Genomic DNA, 13419 nt, shown 5'->3' on the forward strand with positions numbered 1-13419 from the left:
CCTCAGGATGTCACTGCCACACGGGCTCCGAAATCATCGCCCGCAGCGGTTCGAGGATGTCGTTGGCCTTCTTCATGCCCTCCTGGGAGCCGAGGTCCGGGATCCCTCCGCCCTGCAGCACCTCCAGCGGCCCGCCGTCGCACTGCTCGAAACGGTCGTGGAAGAGCACCAGGGCGAGCTGCGAGCGGTTCCGCCGGGACTCCCAGATCAGTCCCATGGCGTCCGGAGCCTGCGCCCTGATCTCACTCGCCCAGCGCCGGGCCTTCGCATAGTTGCTCTCGTCCTCCAGGAGCGTGGAGTCCTGGCAGACGGCGGCCAGATCCTTCCCCTCGATCAGGGAGACCAGATTCAGCTCGCACCGGGTGCGCAGGACGCTGAGCGACCGTTGCCAGACCGTCCGGTAGGGGATCCGCCGCATGCCGGCCGGCGGTTCGAAGGTCCGGGAGCGCAGCACGCTCTCCGCGAGGGCCGTGATCGAGGTGTTCGCCAGATACAGGCTGTGGTACGGATCCAGCAGCGTGCCCTCGAAGCGGCCCCCGTCGAAGTGGATGTCCGCGAGCTTCGGGTTGAACTGGCCCGCCCCGTACTTGGAGTGGTGCACCCGCCACAGCTCCGTGTCCGCCGGGATCACATGACGGTTGGGGCGCAGCTCCAGCTCGATCATGGGGAAGAAGTCGCTCATCAGTCTCCCTCCACCAGTGCGACGGCCGCGCCGACCAGCCGATGGTCCGGCAGCCGGCCGAGGAGCGACGCGGGTGTCCCGCCCAGCCAGGTGTTGCCGCTGAGCCACCAGGCCGCGGCGCCCCAGGGATCGATCTCCGCGAGGAGCAGACGGTTGACCTCGAGGACGACCTGGTGCGGGGTGCCGTCGCCCGCGGCGAACTGGAACTCCGGGTAGCGGTCGCCGTCTGCGGAATCCGGCAGTCTGATCAGCTCGGGGGGTGGTGCGCCGCCGCAGCGGGCCCGGGCCTCACCGGCGGAGACGGCCGGTGCCTGGAGCAAGTCGTCCGGTGCGGTGTCGCCGGCCGTCTGCGGGGACGGCCGGGGGCTCGCCAGCAGGTCGATCAGCTCCCGTGCCCCCGCCACGGTCGTCGGCCCGGGCGGCGCCCCGACCAGCCGTACGGTGTCCAGCGCGATATGCACCGGATGGTCGAGCGGCAACGGGAGCAGAGCCAGTCTGACGCCCTGGACCGCCCTGCGGACCGCTCTGTCGTCCTGCGGAGCCACCGCGGCGAGGCCTTGCAGCCGGGCGAGCAGCAGCGCGTACTGCTCGTCGTCGAACGCCTCGCGGATGGAGTCCCGGTGCTCGCCGACCAGGGCGAGCAGCCGCTCCGCCCGGCCGCCGGGGCCGTCACCCGTACCACCGTCGTTCATGCGTTCCCCCCTTCCGTGTCTGTCGTTGCTTCTCCCGTGCATCCGGTCCGTGCCTCTCCCGGGCCCGGATGCCCCTGGTGGATGAAGGCGGCCCAGAGCGGGATCCGGTGGAGATCCGGTCGTTCCAACTGCCGCAGCAGCTCGCCGTGGAGCGAACCCGGGTTGGCACGGCCGGGGTCGAGCATCCACAGCTGGGCGGCCCTGAGCGCGTCTACGGGGCCGAGTCCGTCGACGGTCAGGTGGTGGTGGAACACCGCCATCAGCAGCGCCGACGCGCTGTCCTGGGTGGTCCACCGTGATCCGACGACATCGCGTGCGCCACCCGCGACGAACGCCGTGGTGAGGGTCAGCGCCTCGTCGTGGTCGCGGGTGCTCAGGTCGGTCTGGCAGGCACTGAGGACGACCAACGGTCCGTCCTCGGGCGCATGGTGTGCCTCCGGCCGGTCGAGGAGCCGGGTCACGGTCAGCATGCCCGGGCCCGCCTCGGACCCGGGTGCGCCGTCGTCGGCGCGCGCGTGCCCGGTGCCCCCGGAGGCAGCGAGATGCAGGGCCGAGACCGTGGGACGTGTCCCCGCCGATCCGTGCGAGGCCACATGGAGCAGCGAGGCCCCGTCGGCGAGGAAGGCGAGGACGTCGTCGGGCGTGCCGGGGGCCAGCTCCTCGTCGGGCACCTCGAAGAGGCCTCCGCACATCCGGGCCTGCCGGTAGAAGGCGTTCCGCAGAGCCATGACCTCGACCTCCGCATGCGTCAGGTCCATGGTCGGGTCGGCCAACAGGACGGGAGCGGCCGCCGGTTCGCGCGGCGCGCGCCCGAGCGTGCGCAGGAACTGGCTGCCGGACGCCGCGTAGCTGATCACGGCGGTCCGGCAGAGGTGGTCGTGGGGTGCCTCGTCCGGGAAACGCGCGGCGTGCCAGGGGACGATGCCGAGCCGCCCGCAGGGCACCAGGACGAGCCGGAGCGGGCGGTCGTCCCGGTCGCCTTCGGCCGCGAGCCGATCCTCCATACCGGCGAGGACGGGGCCGAGCACCTGGAAGGCCCAGTCGCAGAGCTCCGTGAGGGCCTCCTCCCAGGCCTGTTCGACGGCCGGATCGCGTCGGCCACCCTCGCCTGTCCCGGCATCCCGTACGGCGACGGCGTCGAGGTAGCGCTCCAACGGGCCGCTCCCGGCGCCGGACAGAGGCGGCCGTACCGCCATCCCTGCGCCGAGCTGCGGGCCCACGACGATCACCACGCCGGCGTCGCCGGTCTCGCCGGGAACCAGATAGACGAGCGCGTCCGCACCGCTCTCGGCGACCCCGTCGGCGAGTTCGCTCAGTGTGGGCGTGTGGACCAGGCTGCCCTCCCGGCGGTAGCCGAGGGCTTCGAGGGCCTGACGGCGCAGTGTGCTGGGCAGTTCGCCGGGGACTCCGCCGTCGTCGGCGGTCCCGTGGCCCCGGGCCGCGCCGACCGCCCGCCAGGCCTCGGCCAGTTCGTGATACCCGCCGGCGTCGAGGAGTTCGGGCACGGCCGAGGAGGCGGACGCCGCGTGCAGCACCAGGGCCCGGCCCAGTTCCAGCGCGGCCACCGCCTCGTGCAGCCGTCCCTGCGAGGCCGCCCACAGCGCGGCCTGCACGCCCCTGCTCGCCCCGGCACGGGCCGCGAGGAGTCCGTGTTCCGCGCCGGCCTGGAGGAGGACGTCCGCACCGAGCGCCGTCAGCGCCTCCTTGGCGGCTTCCAGGGCCGCGATGTCCTTCACGTCGTCGTGGGCGACACCGCGCTCGCGGTAGGCCTCGGCCAGGTGCCACAGCGCCTCGGCGGCGATCCGCGGTGCCCTCCCCTCCCGGACGCCGTCTCGGACGCGCTCCAGCTCGTCGATCAGCGTGTCGAGGAGTGCGGGGTCGTGGGTGAGGGCATAGCGCACGCGCAGGGAGAGGGCGGAGGTGTGCAGCTCCTCCGTGGAGGCCTGCGGAGGCGGGGGAACGTGATCGGGCACCGGCTCCGTGCCGCCGCCGGTGAGGCCCGCGCGCAGCAGATCGAGGTCCGGGATGTTCGGCAGGGGGATGTCGGCGGCGAACGGGAGCCCGCTGTCCCTGATACCGGACCTCCCCTTCTCGTAGTACGGCAGGGCCCGCAGGAGCATCTCTTCGTCGCGGGTGACGATGCCGAGCCTGCCGTAGGCCGCGCCCAGGGCCAGGAGGACCGGACCACGGAACGAGTGACCTTCGGGTACGTCCTTCTCCAGCGCTTCGGCCTCGTCCACCAGGGTGCGGAGCACCTGGACGTCCTCCGTCTCCCCGGCATCCATGACCCGGCTGTACAGCGCGAACGCGCGGCCCAGGACGGCAGGATCCCCCACGCCCGAAGGGAGCGATCCCGAGAGCTTCCGGAAGTGGCGGAGGATCGTCTCGATATGGGCACGGCCGGCCGACCGGTCCTGGAGCGAGCCGCCGGCGCCGTGACCGATGTTGAGCAGAAGAGCCCGCAGGGCCTCCAGGGCGGAGGACGGATCCGGCCCGGGGGGTGGCATGTCCTGCACGGACTTCAGCCGGCGGAGCAGCTCATTGATCGCCCGGGCGGGGTCCTCGCTCTTCAGCGCGTGGTCGAGGCCGTCCGTGGTCGCGTTCACGGCGTCCAGGGCGGCGGCGAGCCGGCGGATGTCGTCGGGCGTGACCATGGACGTCGGGTCCGCGGGCGGGTCGGTGTCCGGCGGCGGGGGTCCCGGGGCATCCGCCGGCGGAGGTTCCGGGGCATCCGCCGCCGGAGGTTCCGGGGCATCCGCCGCCGCGGGTCCCGCGGCATCCGCCCGCCCGTCCGGGGCAGGTCCGGCCATCGCGGACAGACGGTCCAGGATCTGCCGCAGCTGATCCGCGCCGGGAGCCCCGCGGGGCATCATGTTCATCATCGCGTCGGAGAACTCCGGCCCCGGGGGAGTTGTCAGGAGTCCCTGCATCTGCCGGACTTGGCGGTGGTACTCCGGCGGCAGCGGCAGCTCCGCCACCTCCGCGGTCAGCGCCTGGATCTCCGCCGCGACGCCCATCATCCCGGCGGGCCCCACCCGCGAGACCCATGCGGTGAAGGCCGAGAAGTCGGGCGCCCCGCCGAACCCGCCCTGCTGCGGCTGCAACGGCGAGACGAGCGGCAGCAGGAACAACGCCGCCCACCGCCGGTCCTCCTCGGCCGCCGGCGCCCCCAGCGCCGTCCCGGGATCCCGCACCTCGCGCAGCAGCGCCTCCGCGCGCTCCCGGTCCGCGGGCCCACCGCCCCCGGCGACCAGCCGCATGGCCAGCGCACCCGCGAGCCAGACGTTCACCGCACTGCGCAGAGCGGGATCATGGTCCAACAGCGGTGCCAGTGCGTCGAGTTCGGCGACCGAGGCGTCGTAGGCCGACAGCGGCACCGAACCGGCCCCCATGGCGGGGATCAGCCGCTTGACCCGCTCCGCGGCGTCCGCCGCCCAGACCCGCAGCCCCTGTACGCCGCCCCCGTCCTCGTCGCTCACCGGCGTCCTGCCTTTCCGGGTCCTCGACAGCTCTCGGAACGATCGCCACTATGCCGATCCGCCGGACCTGAGGCGACAAGATCCCACGCATCGCCTGCTCAATGCCCGAAATCCGACCAGGAAGCGCCCAGTTCGTCCCTCATCGCGCCCCGCATCCGCCGCAGCCGGCCCCACAGCACGTCGATGTTCGCCTGCACGGCGGCGGGTGAGTCCCCGGCGCGCAGCACGCCGCCGTCCAACCGCCGGAGCATTCCGTACACCGTGCCCAGGTCACGGCTGAGGTCGCCCGCGAGTTCGAGCACGCGCTCCGGCACCCGCATCTGGACCTCCGCGTACACGTCCCGGTACTGGTCACGGGCATCGGTCAGCCGCTGCCGCACGGCCCTGAGGTCCTCGTCGCGGCCCACGGCGTGCAGGTGGTCGGTGAGCGCGGCCAGGTACTGCCGGGCGGAGGTGTTCAGGGCCACGTAGCACGAGCGCAGTTCCCGTGCCTGGCTGCGCCGCTCCTGCAGTTCCTCGGCGCGCTCACGCTCGCGCCGGCGGCTGCGGTCGGCGGCGCGCTGGGTCAGCAGCGCGGACAGCAGCGTCCCGACCACTCCGCCGACCGCGACCACGGGCGCGGTGGCTCCACCGACGTCCACGCTGCCTCCGTCCGTCGTCGCGTCATGACGTCAGCGAAGCAGAGGGCGCCTTGCCGGGTGAACACCCTGCCCGGACGTCGCCCGGTGTTCGCCCCGCGGCCGACCGCGCGGCCAGTCCTGGCGCCGATCCGGGCGCCCTTCGGTCGAATTCCGGTTGCTTGTAATGGAGTTGACCGAAAGGTGGTTGGCGAGCCGGCAGATCTGCAGGACCGCGAGTCGGCAGAACAGACCGGTCGAGCAGGCCAGCGGAACGGGCGATGGGGGGACGGTGGACATGGTGAGCGGCGAGGAGAGCGGCGAAGTCCGTGGGCTGCGGTCGTAGGCCGTAGAGGCGAGCCGGCGTGCGGGCGAGTTGGTCGGCCGGGTGGGCAGCGGGTCGGTGTCCTCCGCGGGCGCCGGTCCCGTGCTGGTGGCGGACCCCGGCATGAGCCTGCCGCACGCGGAACTGGAGGTGACGGCGCTCCATCGGGCCTTCTACCCGCAGTCGCGGCTCTACGGCGAGTCGTACGAGCCGCCCGTCGAACCGGAGGCGCCCGGCACGCCCGACGACCTTCTCGACGTGCCCGGCGGCACCCCGTCCCTGCTCCACGTGGCCTGCCACGGCTCTGCGGGCACCCGTCCGACGGCGTCCGCGCTGCAACCGGCGCTCCCCGGCGACTCGGCGGATCCGCCGCCGGACGGGACCGAGCCCGGTGCGCGACCTGACGGGGGCAGGCTGACGGTGGCCCGGCTGCTCGACCTCCGGAATCCCGAACAGGACGCAGCCGACGGTCCGTTGGTCGTGCCCAGTGCCTGTGAGACGGACCTGGGCAACCGCGACCACGACGAGGCGCTCACGCTGACGACCGCCTTCCTGGCGGGCGGCGCACGCGATGCGGTGGGGTCGCGGTGGGCCACCCAGGACTGCGCCTCGGCGTTGATGATGGCCGTCTCCCACCACTGTCTGTCGGTCGAGGGGCACAGCCCGGCCGACGCCCTCAGGGCCGCCCAGATGTGGATGCTCGACCCGCACCGCCGCAACCCGGGGTCGCTCGGCGGCAGCCTCCTGGACGAGCTGAACAAGCACCCGAAGCCGGACCGCCCGGCGACCTGGGCCGCCTTCGTCCACCAGGGCCGTCCCGGCCCGGCCGGCGACGCGCCTACTCGTCCACGACGCGCACGACCGCCAGCGTGATGTTGTCGGGACCGCCCGCCGCGATGGCGGCCTTCCACAGCTCGAAGGCCGCCCGGTTGTCGTCGCTCTCCCGCAGCACCTCCTCCAGCACCTCCGTCAGCACGGGGTCGGTCAGTCCGTCGGTGCAGATGAGGTAGCGGTCGCCGGGCGCCAGGGGCGCGGCCGCCACATGGGGGCGGATCGGGCGGTAGGTGGGGCTTCCGCCTAGGCACTGGGTGACGATGGAGGTGGTGCGCTGCCCGGGTTCCAGCGGGGGGCTGTCGTCGACGCTCAGCTGGCGCAGCCCGTCCGGGGAGGCCTCGAGGACCCGGCTGTCGCCCACGTTGAACACCAGCAGCGAGCCGGGCTGTACGACGATGCCGGCGACCGTCGTCCCCATGGCGGCCAGCTCGCTTCCCTCGTCGCCACCGGCGGCCTGGTACACGGCGCGGTTGCAGGCGCTCAGGGTGTCGCGGACGGCGTCCTCGCTGCTCAGGGCCGGACCGGCCGACGCGATCCGGCGCACGACCAGCGCGCTGGCCACGTCGCCCCCGGGATGTCCGCCGAGCCCGTCCGCGACGGCGACGACGAGGGGCGCGCCGAGCGGGAAGAACAGGGTCTGCGGGCTCTCGGTCACGGTGGCGCACAGGGTCCAGGGCCCTACGACGAGGCTGTCCTCGTTCCGCTCCCGGAGCAGCCCGGGATGGCTCAGCGCGGTCACAGCCACGTACGCCATGGAACGCCACCGCCTTCCCGTACCCGGCACCCGGCCGGAGGCCGGGCTGCCACCCCAAGTCTAGTAACCGATCACCGGCGCTTGACCTTGCCCCGGGGGGCAAGGTTTAGCGTTTGGGTGAGGTGAACGGTATGAGGATCAGTGAGCTCGCCCGCCGGGCCGGCGTGACGGCCAAGGCGGTGCGCTACTACGAATCGCTGGGGTTGATCACACCCGAGCGCCTCGTCAACGGCTACCGGAACTATTCCGAGTACGACGTACGCCTCGTGTCCGAGATCAGGACGCTGCACCGGCTGGGCATCCCCGTCGAGCGCACCCGGCCCTTTCTGGAGTGCCTGGCGACCGGGCGTCCGTACGCCGACGACTGCCCGGCGTCGCTGGCGAGTTACCGGGAGGCCATCGATCAGCTCACCGGGCGCATCGAGGCACTGTCCGCGCGCCGCGCGACGCTGATCGCCAACCTCGACGCCGCGGCCCGCCGGGGCAGCAAGACCGTACCGCCCGGGAAGACCGGAACGGGCGGCCGGGAGTATCTGACGCTGCCCGCCGGCCTGCCCGCCCCCGAGGACGACGGGGCCGCGGACCACCTGCCCGGCATGAACGTGCCACAGATCGCGCTGCTCGACACGGCGGGCAGGACGATCCGACTGGACGCGCTCGGACCCCGCCGCACGGTGATCTACGTCTACCCCCTCACCGGCCGCCCGGGCACCGACCTGCCGGAGGGCTGGAACTCCATCCCCGGAGCCCGCGGCTGCACCCCGGAGACCTGTGGCTTCCGTGACCACTTCCGGGACCTCCTCGAAGCCGGTGCGGGCCGGGTGTTCGGGCTGTCCAGCCAGGACACCGACTACCAGGGCGAGGTCGTGGAGCGGCTGGGGCTGCCGTTCGACATGCTCTCGGACCCGGCCCTCAGCCTGGCCGACGCGCTGGGCCTGCCGACGTTCGAGGCCGGCGGGATGCGGCTGTTCAAGCGGCTGACGCTGGTCGTCCGCGACGGCGTGATCGAGCACGTCTTCCATCCGGTCTTCCCGCCGAACGAGCACGCCCAGCAGGTCCTGACCTGGCTGCGCGAGAACCCCCTGTGACGATCCGCCCGAAAGGCCGGCCATGTACCTCCCCGAACACTTCGTGCCCGACGAGGCCGCCGTCCGCGACCTGCTGACAGGCTCCGGCGCCTCCGACCTGATCACCATGACCCCGCAGGGCCTTCTGGCCACCCTGCTGCCCTTCGACCACGACCCGGACACCGGAGAGCACGGCGCACTCGTCGGTCACATGGCACGCGCCAACGACCAGTGGCGGCAGCCGGTGCAGGGCGAGGCCCTGGTGATCGTCCGCGGGCCCGACGGGTACGTGACACCTTCCTGGTACGCGACCAAGGCCGAGCACCATCGTGTCGTGCCGACCTGGAACTACGTGACCGCGCACGTGTACGGCCGGCTCGTCGTGCACGACGACCCGGCCTGGATCGCGGCCCGGATACGCCGTCTGACCGACCGTCACGAGGCCGACGGCGCCGAGCCCTGGTCGGTCGACCAGGCCCCGGCGAAGTTCATCGAGGGGCGACTGCGCGCCGTCGTCGGCATCGAGGTGGTCATCAGCCGCGTCGAGGCCAAGTCCAAGCTCAGCCAGAACCAGCCGCGGGAGAACGTCGAGGGCGTCACGGCGGGCCTCGGGGCCCGCGGCCGGGCCGCCGACGAAGCGCTCGCCGCGGCGATGCGCGCCCACACCCGGCCCCCGAAACCCGGTGGAGGCACAGCGCCCGCTGTGCCTAAGGTCGCCGAATGAGTACCCGAACCTTCCGTATCACCGTCCGCGGCGCCTTCGACGGACTCGGCGCGGCCCAGCGGGCCGAGCTGCTCGCCGACGCCGCCCGGCACGATGTGCTGCACGCCGCCTACACGCCCGAGGGACACCTCAGTTACGACATCGCCGCCCGGCCGGCCTTCGTCTTCCGCTTCTCCGACACCGGGGAGGAAGAGGAGGACATCCTGGAGGCGACCGAGCGGGCCGAGGCTGCGGCGAAGGCCTGGCTGACGGAGCGCGGCTACGGCTTCAAGCACCTCCGGTCCAGCGCGGAGGACCTCTCCCAGGCGCCCTTGGGGAAGCGGCAGCGGCGCGCCGCGCGTACGAGCGGTGCATAAACTTGAGCAGTCAAGGAGATAGCAATGATTGGACGGGGGTGAGCGATGAGTGACGCCCTGGACGCATCGCTGCGGCTGGTGCGGGCCCAGACGGCGCTCGTGCGGCGTTTCGACGCCCGGCTGGGCGGACTGCACGGGGTGAGCCTGGCCGACTTCACGATGCTGCTGCGCCTGGGGCAGGCACCCGGCGGCCGGATGCGCCGGGTGGACCTGGCCGATGCACTGGGCCTGACCGCCTCCGGAGTGACCCGCGGGCTGGCTCCCCTGGAGCGGATCGGACTGGTGACCCGCGAGCCGGACGCCCGCGACGCGCGCGTGGCCTACGCCTCGCTGACCGGGACCGGCCGGCAGCGGCTGAAGGAGATGCGGGCCACGGCCGAGGAGACCGCCGCCGAGATCTTCGGCGGGTCCGCCTGGAACGAGCAGGACCTCGGAGCGCTCTCCGCCCTGCTGACCCGCCTCGGCGGCACGGGACTCCCGGGCTGACCTCGTTCCCCGCCGGGGACCGGCCGGTGCGACCGGCCCCCGGCGGGCCGGGATCCGGCCACCGCGCGGCCTGAACTCAGCGTGTGCCAGCTCACGTTGGAATGTGGGCGGATTGTGAGAAGCCCGCGTGCGCGGCCATGGCATGCTCATGGTTCATCACCGAGTTACCAGCCGGTTCTACCCGTCGGTAGCCGTCTGTCGGTGCTGCCTTCCTTGCCACCCCCCACTCCCCACAGGACCGACCTTGCGCAGACGCATGGGGCACCGGCGTGCCCTCCTGCCCGCCTTCGCCGTGACCGCCCTCTTCCTGTCCGCCGCGTGCTCCTCGCCCGCGCCCCGGGCCGAGCAGCCGGCAGCGGGCCACGGCCAGGACGTGCGGGCCTCCGACGGCCCCACCGACAGCACGGACCACTCGCTCACCGTCGCCGCGGCCCCCGCCGCCACCGCGACCGCCACGGCCGGCCCGTCCGGTACCGGCCGGCGGGCGCACAAGACCACGCTCGCCGTCAGCTCGTACGACAGCCGGACGCGGCGCGCCGTCATCTCCAAGGCCCCCGCGAAGAGCGGGCCCTCGCAGCCCCCGGCGACCCCCTCCCCCAGCGCCTCGGCGGCCCCGCACCAGGCCGCCGTGGGGGACGTCATCGCCAGCGCCCCGGCGCCCGGGGCCCCGCACGGCCTGCTCGCCAAGGTCACCAAGGTGATCGGCGAGAGCGGCCGGGGCACGGAGGTGCAGACCGAACCGGCGGCGCTCAACGCGCTGCTGGGCGACGACACGGCGAAGGGCACCGTGCCGGTCGACCCGGCCTCCTTCTCCGTCGACAAGCTGCTGCCCGACGTCAAGGTCTCCTGGTCCAAGACCGGAGACGTGCACGTCGGCCCCAAGGGCACGACCGTGCCGCTCGGCAGCCTCCGTCTCGACGTCGGCGCGAAGGTGCCCACGGCCGAAGGCGCCCCGGCCTCGGCCTCCGCCTCGGTGTCCGGGTTCGTCCAGGTGGCCCCGCAGGTCGACTTCACCTACGGCGGCACGGGCTCCGACGCGGCACCGGGCTCGGCGTACCTGGGCGTCTCCGGAGACTGGACGTCCGGGTGGGCCGTGAAGGGCCGCGCCGCCGCGGCCACCGGCACCCCGCTGCGGATCCCGTTCGCCAAGCTGCACGCCGACCCCGTCCTACAGGTCGGCCCGGTGCCCGTCGTCGTCAACCTCGACCTGACCTGCTACGTCCAGATCAGCGGCGACGGACACATCACCGTCGACGTCGAGCAGAGCCTCAAGGGCGACTTCAAGGCGGGCGGCACCTTCGGGGCGGCCAAGGGGTGGACCCCGGTCAGCTCCGCGAACATGACGAGCACGCCCGTACGGGCCTCCCTGGCCGCCGCCGGGAGCGCGAAAACGGCTCTCGGCGCGGAGGCGTCCGTCGGCCTCTACGGCACCGTCGGCGTCAGCGCCGACCTCGCGCCGTACGTGCGCGGCGAGGCCTCCGGGACGGTCACCGCCTCCTCGGACACGCCCGGGGCGAAGGCCGAGGGCACCTGGGGGGTGTACGGCGGTGTCGACCTGTCGGGCACCCTGCGCATCCAGTTGTCCATCTTCGGTACGCCGGTGTTCCAGCGCAGCGTCCCGCTGGGCTCGCTGCACCGCGAGTGGAAGCTGGCCGGCGGCTCCCTGCCGTCGTAGGCGTCAGGCTGCGCCGCCGGGTGTCCAGCCCTGACGGCGCAGCACCGCCGACACGTCCGGTGCCAGGTAGTGCTCGCCCTTGAGGACCTTGCCGTCGGCGCGGCGGGCGACCTGGCCGTCGGGGCCCAGCTTGCTCATGTTGGCGCGGTGGATCTCGGCGATCACCGCGTCGAGATCGATCCCGTGGACCAGAGCTGTGCCGTACGCCACGTACACCACATCCGCCAGCTCGTGCGCGAGCCTGTCCAGCGGACCCTCGACCGACACCTCGGCGACCTCCGCCGCTTCCTCGGCGAGCAGTTCCCCACGGTGCGTGGCCAGTTCGGGTGCCACCTCCGTCGGCGTGGTGCGGGCGTCGAGGCCGAAGGCGTGGTGGAACTCGCGGACGAGGCGGGCGGGCGAAGAGCTCATACGGCGACTCTAGTGGCCGCCACTGACCGGCCCGTCGCGCTTCCCCGGGGCCCCGGAGTGACCCCGGCCCTGGTCAGCTGCGCGCACGGCCTGGCAGGATCGCCCGCATGTCCAAGGTGTTCCCCCGTATCAGCAGGCGCCGGGCGCTCGAGGGTGCGACCGTCGGCGTCGTGGCCCTCGGGCTGCTGCTGTGGTGGCTGCTGCCATTGGGCGAGACCCCGCCGAGCGGGACGATCGTCTTCAGTACCGGCACGCCCCGCGGGGTCTACCAGGAGTACGGCGAGCGGCTGCGCACCGAGCTGGGCAGCGACATGCCGGACCTGCAGGTGAAGCTGCTGAACAGCGCCGGTTCGCAGGAGAACGTCGAGCGGGTCGCGACCGGAAAGGCCGACTTCACCATCGCGGCGGCCGACGCGGTGGAGACGTACGAGCTGCGGCACGGCAGCGGCGCGGACCGGCTGCGCGGGGTGGCCCGGCTCTACGACGACTACGTGCAGCTCATCGTGCCGCGCGACTCGGAGGTCAACAGCGTCACGGACCTGCGGCACAAGCGCGTGGCCACCGGGCTGCCCGACTCCGGGGTGCGGCTGATCGCGAACCGGGTGCTCAGGGCCGCGGGCATCGACCCGCGGAAGGACATCACACCGGTCGCGGACGGCATAGACACCGGGCCCGACCGGCTGCAGAAGGGCAGGATCGACGCCTTCTTCTGGTCGGGCGGGCTGCCCACCAAGGGACTGGAGACACTGGCCCGGAAGTCCGGCTTCAAGTTCGTGCCCATCGACAGTGATCTCGTCGCCGAACTGCACTCCGGGGAGCAGGCCAGCCGCTACTACCGCACCACGAACATGCCCCAGGCCGCCTACTCGTCCTTCCGGCAGGGTTCCACCGTGCCCACCATCGCGGTGTCGAACCTGCTGATCACCCGGAAGGACATGGATCCCCGGCTGACCGAGTGGGTGACCCGCACGGTGATCAAGAGCCGCGACGGCATCGGCGCGCACGTCCACTCCGCACAGCTGGTCGACCTGCGCACCGCGATCTACACCGACCCGCTGCCCCTGCAGGAGGGCGCACGGCGCTACTACCGGTCGGTCAAGCCCTAGGGGTGTCGTTCGGCTCAGGCCGGCCGTGACGAACGGCGCGGACCGGCCGACCCGAGCGGTGTCTGGTGCGTGCAGCTGCAAGGCGGCGGAGGGATTCGACGCGGAGCGTCGGCGAGTGACGACGACGCGGCAGATGCGCGTGCCAGACCCCGCGACGCCGGGATGATCCGAACGAGCCCCCCTAGGTGTACCGACCCGCAGGGTTGTTCAC

General features: G+C 72.9%; 13 protein-coding genes. 7 read left to right on the top strand and 6 right to left on the bottom strand.

The genetic code is table 11. The annotated features are described in order from the left end of the window. Positions 1-10: 10 nt before the first annotated feature. From ACIRU3_RS36335 to ACIRU3_RS36350, 4 genes are all read right to left on the bottom strand, one after another. The gene (locus ACIRU3_RS36335; RefSeq protein WP_404065858.1) at positions 11-682 is read right to left on the bottom strand and encodes an RES family NAD+ phosphorylase; all 672 of its coding nucleotides are present in this window, start codon (positions 680-682) and stop codon (positions 11-13) included. Continuing rightward, positions 682-1374 (bottom strand): hypothetical protein, encoded by a 693-nt coding sequence (locus ACIRU3_RS36340; protein WP_404065861.1) that lies wholly within the window; start codon positions 1372-1374, stop codon positions 682-684. Before ACIRU3_RS36340 ends, ACIRU3_RS36335 begins: the two co-directional genes overlap by 1 nt. Continuing rightward, positions 1371-4853, bottom strand: a complete 3483-nt coding sequence (locus ACIRU3_RS36345) for a CHAT domain-containing protein (RefSeq protein ID WP_404065864.1) — start codon at positions 4851-4853, stop codon at positions 1371-1373. The genes ACIRU3_RS36340 and ACIRU3_RS36345 overlap by 4 nt, the downstream gene beginning before the upstream one ends. A gap of 98 nt (positions 4854-4951) precedes the next feature. Next, positions 4952-5494 carry a hypothetical protein gene (locus ACIRU3_RS36350; RefSeq protein ID WP_404065867.1) on the bottom strand — a complete coding sequence of 181 codons (543 nt, stop codon included), beginning with the start codon at positions 5492-5494 and terminating at the stop codon, positions 4952-4954. Positions 5495-5918: 424 nt separating this feature from the next. Here ACIRU3_RS36350 and ACIRU3_RS36355 point away from each other — a divergent pair, with 424 nt between their 5' ends. Beyond that, entirely contained in the window at positions 5919-6668 is a 750-nt protein-coding gene (locus tag ACIRU3_RS36355; RefSeq protein WP_404065870.1) for a CHAT domain-containing protein, read from the top strand. Here the strand turns inward: ACIRU3_RS36355 and ACIRU3_RS36360 are convergent. Next, positions 6634-7383: a PP2C family protein-serine/threonine phosphatase gene (locus ACIRU3_RS36360; protein ID WP_404065873.1), complete on the bottom strand. Its 750-nt coding sequence runs from the start codon at positions 7381-7383 to the stop codon at positions 6634-6636. The genes ACIRU3_RS36355 and ACIRU3_RS36360 overlap by 35 nt on opposite strands. A gap of 131 nt (positions 7384-7514) precedes the next feature. Here ACIRU3_RS36360 and ACIRU3_RS36365 point away from each other — a divergent pair, with 131 nt between their 5' ends. From ACIRU3_RS36365 to ACIRU3_RS36385, 5 genes are all read left to right on the top strand, one after another. Then, a complete protein-coding gene (locus tag ACIRU3_RS36365) occupies positions 7515-8471 on the top strand; it encodes a MerR family transcriptional regulator (protein WP_404065876.1) in 957 nt (318 codons plus the stop codon). A gap of 22 nt (positions 8472-8493) precedes the next feature. After that, positions 8494-9174 carry an FMN-binding negative transcriptional regulator gene (locus ACIRU3_RS36370; protein ID WP_404065879.1) on the top strand — a complete coding sequence of 227 codons (681 nt, stop codon included), beginning with the start codon at positions 8494-8496 and terminating at the stop codon, positions 9172-9174. After that, on the top strand, positions 9171-9530 hold the full coding sequence (locus ACIRU3_RS36375) for a DUF6204 family protein (protein ID WP_404065882.1): 360 nt from the start codon (positions 9171-9173) through the stop codon (positions 9528-9530). Before ACIRU3_RS36370 ends, ACIRU3_RS36375 begins: the two co-directional genes overlap by 4 nt. Positions 9531-9575: 45 nt before the next feature. Next, entirely contained in the window at positions 9576-10016 is a 441-nt protein-coding gene (locus tag ACIRU3_RS36380; RefSeq protein ID WP_404065885.1) for a MarR family winged helix-turn-helix transcriptional regulator, read from the top strand. Positions 10017-10260: 244 nt separating this feature from the next. Further along, positions 10261-11691: a hypothetical protein gene (locus tag ACIRU3_RS36385; protein ID WP_404065888.1), complete on the top strand. Its 1431-nt coding sequence runs from the start codon at positions 10261-10263 to the stop codon at positions 11689-11691. A 3-nt stretch (positions 11692-11694) separates the two neighbouring features. Here the strand turns inward: ACIRU3_RS36385 and ACIRU3_RS36390 are convergent, their stop codons facing one another. After that, positions 11695-12102 carry a MazG nucleotide pyrophosphohydrolase domain-containing protein gene (locus ACIRU3_RS36390; protein ID WP_404065890.1) on the bottom strand — a complete coding sequence of 136 codons (408 nt, stop codon included), beginning with the start codon at positions 12100-12102 and terminating at the stop codon, positions 11695-11697. Between the two features lie 107 nt (positions 12103-12209). Here ACIRU3_RS36390 and ACIRU3_RS36395 point away from each other — a divergent pair, with 107 nt between their 5' ends. Next, positions 12210-13208, top strand: a complete 999-nt coding sequence (locus ACIRU3_RS36395) for a TAXI family TRAP transporter solute-binding subunit (protein ID WP_404065893.1) — start codon at positions 12210-12212, stop codon at positions 13206-13208. Positions 13209-13419 lie beyond the last annotated feature (211 nt).

Source organism: Streptomyces sp. NPDC101151, assembly GCF_044768335.1.
Taxonomy (GTDB): Bacteria; Actinomycetota; Actinomycetes; order Streptomycetales; family Streptomycetaceae; genus Streptomyces.

Excerpts from the sequence above, each read along its gene's own strand:
- ACIRU3_RS36365 (WP_404065876.1), top strand. The coding sequence starts at position 7,515 with ATGAGGATCAGTGAGCTCGCCCGCCGGGCCGGCGTGACGGCCAAGGCG.
- ACIRU3_RS36380 (WP_404065885.1), top strand. The coding sequence starts at position 9,576 with ATGAGTGACGCCCTGGACGCATCGCTGCGGCTGGTGCGGGCCCAGACG.
- ACIRU3_RS36360 (WP_404065873.1), bottom strand. The coding sequence starts at position 7,383 with ATGGCGTACGTGGCTGTGACCGCGCTGAGCCATCCCGGGCTGCTCCGG.
- ACIRU3_RS36355 (WP_404065870.1), top strand. The coding sequence starts at position 5,919 with ATGAGCCTGCCGCACGCGGAACTGGAGGTGACGGCGCTCCATCGGGCC.
- ACIRU3_RS36335 (WP_404065858.1), bottom strand. The coding sequence starts at position 682 with ATGAGCGACTTCTTCCCCATGATCGAGCTGGAGCTGCGCCCCAACCGT.
- ACIRU3_RS36375 (WP_404065882.1), top strand. The coding sequence starts at position 9,171 with ATGAGTACCCGAACCTTCCGTATCACCGTCCGCGGCGCCTTCGACGGA.
- ACIRU3_RS36370 (WP_404065879.1), top strand. The coding sequence starts at position 8,494 with ATGTACCTCCCCGAACACTTCGTGCCCGACGAGGCCGCCGTCCGCGAC.
- ACIRU3_RS36340 (WP_404065861.1), bottom strand. The coding sequence starts at position 1,374 with ATGAACGACGGTGGTACGGGTGACGGCCCCGGCGGCCGGGCGGAGCGG.
- ACIRU3_RS36390 (WP_404065890.1), bottom strand. The coding sequence starts at position 12,102 with ATGAGCTCTTCGCCCGCCCGCCTCGTCCGCGAGTTCCACCACGCCTTC.
- ACIRU3_RS36395 (WP_404065893.1), top strand. The coding sequence starts at position 12,210 with ATGTCCAAGGTGTTCCCCCGTATCAGCAGGCGCCGGGCGCTCGAGGGT.